Consider the following 1,877-nt stretch of genomic DNA (forward strand, 5'->3'; position numbering starts at 1 on the left):
GCCGACGAAACGGCCGCCGGCCCGCCTTGCCGCGTCCAGCTCCGCCTCGGCCTCGGCCACAGTGGGAATGCGGAGGATGCGGCTGGCGCCGCCGGAGATCATCAACTCGGGCAGCATTTCGAGCGCGGCCTCGGCGGAGCCAAAGCGGTTGATCAGTTCGCGGAACGAGGCAGGACCGACATTCGGCGTGCGGATCAGGCGAAGCCAGCTCAGCCGCTGCCGGTCGCTGAGGCGCGGGCCGGCGGCGGGCTTGCTCATCCCTTGGCCCCGATCTTGCCCTCGGTGCCGGCGATAAGCCGCGAGATGTTGGCGCGGTGCTTGACGATGACGATCAGGCTCATCGCCACGAACAGGCCGGCAATAGCGGGTGTGCTGAGGAAGTAGAGCGCGATCGGCACCGCCACCGCTGCCGTGAGCGCTGCGAGCGAGGAGTAGCGGAACAGGAAGGCGACGGCGAGCCAGACGGCGGCAAAGATCAGCGCTACCTGCCAGGCAAGGCCGATCAGCACGCCGAGATAGGTTGCGACGCCTTTGCCGCCCTTGAAGCCGAGCCAGGCCGGAAAGAGATGGCCAAGGAAGGCACCGAAGCCGGCCCAAAGCGCGAACTCCGGCGCGAAGCGGCCGGCGATCAGCACCGCCGCCGTGCCTTTCAGGGCGTCGAGCAGCAGCGTGGCGGCGGCGAGCCCCTTGTTGCCGGTGCGCAGCACGTTGGTGGCGCCGATATTGCCGGAACCGATCTTGCGCACGTCGCCAAGGCCGGCGGCGCCAGTGATCAGCAGGCCGAAGGGAATCGAGCCAAGCAGATAGCCGAACAGTAGCGCCAGGATACCGCCATAACCCATTGTTTCACCCCGCATTTCCTTCACCGCACGAAATGGCGGACTACGCCGCCATCGGCCTAGATTGAAAACACTGTGCGGCCCGACACCATCGTTTGCAAGACCTTGCCTTGCAGCCGCGCGCCCTCGAAGCAGGTGTTCTTCGAGCGCGAGCGAAGGCCGCTCTCGCTGACGATCCAGGGCTCGTGCAGATCGACGAGCGCGAGGTCGGCCGCGGCACCCGGCTTCAGCGTGCCGCCGGGCAGGCCGAACAGTTTCGCCGGAGCGGCCGACAGCACCTCGACAAGCCTGAGCAGCGAGACGTCGCCATTGTGATAGAGCCGCAGCGCCGCGCCCAGCAGCGTTTCCAGCCCGATCGCGCCGGCCGCCGCGTCGGCGAAGGGCAGGCGCTTGGTGTCGACATCCTGCGGATCGTGCGAGGACACGACAATGTCGACGGTGCCGTCCTTGATCGCCTCAATCATGGCCAGCCGGTCGTCCTCGGCACGCAGCGGCGGCGTCAGCCGGAAGAACGTGCGGTATTCGCCGACGTCGTTCTCGTTGAGGGACAAATTGTGGATCGACACGCCGGCCGTGACATTGGCACCGTCGGCTTTCGCCCGGCTCACGGCGTTGGCCGCCATCGCCGTCGAGATCTTGGCCGCGTGATAAGTTCCGCGCGTCAGCCGCGCCAAAGCGAGGTCACGTTCCAGCGGGATCGATTCCGCCTCGCGCGGAATGCCGGCAAGGCCGAGCCAGCTTGCGTAGAGGCCCTCATTCATCACGCCCGCCGAGGCAAGGTCGGCGTCCTGCGTCTCATGCGCGACGACGCCGCCGAAGTCGCGGGCGTAGGTCAGCGCCCGGCGCATCACCAGGGCGCTGGCGATTGTGTGGCGCCCGTCGGTGAAGGCGACGGCGCCGGCCTCGCGCAGCAGGCCGAACTCGGTCATCTCGCGGCCGTCGAGCCCCTTGGTGATCGCCGCCGCCGGAAAGATGTTGACGCTTGCCGTATCCTTGGCTGTGCGCAGCACGAATTCGACCAGCGCGACATTGTCGATC

Annotated in this window: 2 protein-coding genes and 1 pseudogene; all 3 read right to left on the reverse strand. The window is 67.5% G+C overall.

Going from position 1 to position 1,877, the window contains the following annotated elements; all coding sequences use genetic code 11:
• A pseudogene (locus tag EN745_RS34280) lies at positions 1-258 on the reverse strand (DNA-protecting protein DprA); the annotation flags it as partial.
• On the reverse strand, positions 255-842 hold the full coding sequence (gene plsY, locus EN745_RS34285; protein WP_126059077.1) for a glycerol-3-phosphate 1-O-acyltransferase PlsY: 588 nt from the start codon (positions 840-842) through the stop codon (positions 255-257). The pseudogene EN745_RS34280 and the gene plsY, both read right to left, overlap by 4 nt.
• A 56-nt stretch (positions 843-898) precedes the next feature.
• Positions 899-1,877, reverse strand: a 979-nt coding sequence (locus EN745_RS34290; protein ID WP_127423276.1) for an amidohydrolase family protein, incomplete at its 5' end; no start/stop codon positions are given.

The organism is Mesorhizobium sp. M4A.F.Ca.ET.022.05.2.1 (assembly GCF_003998845.1).
Taxonomy (GTDB): domain Bacteria; phylum Pseudomonadota; class Alphaproteobacteria; order Rhizobiales; family Rhizobiaceae; genus Mesorhizobium.

Coding starts and splice junctions, on each gene's coding strand:
- plsY (WP_126059077.1), bottom strand. CDS start 842: ATGGGTTATGGCGGTATCCTGGCGCTACTGTTCGGCTATCTGCTTGGC.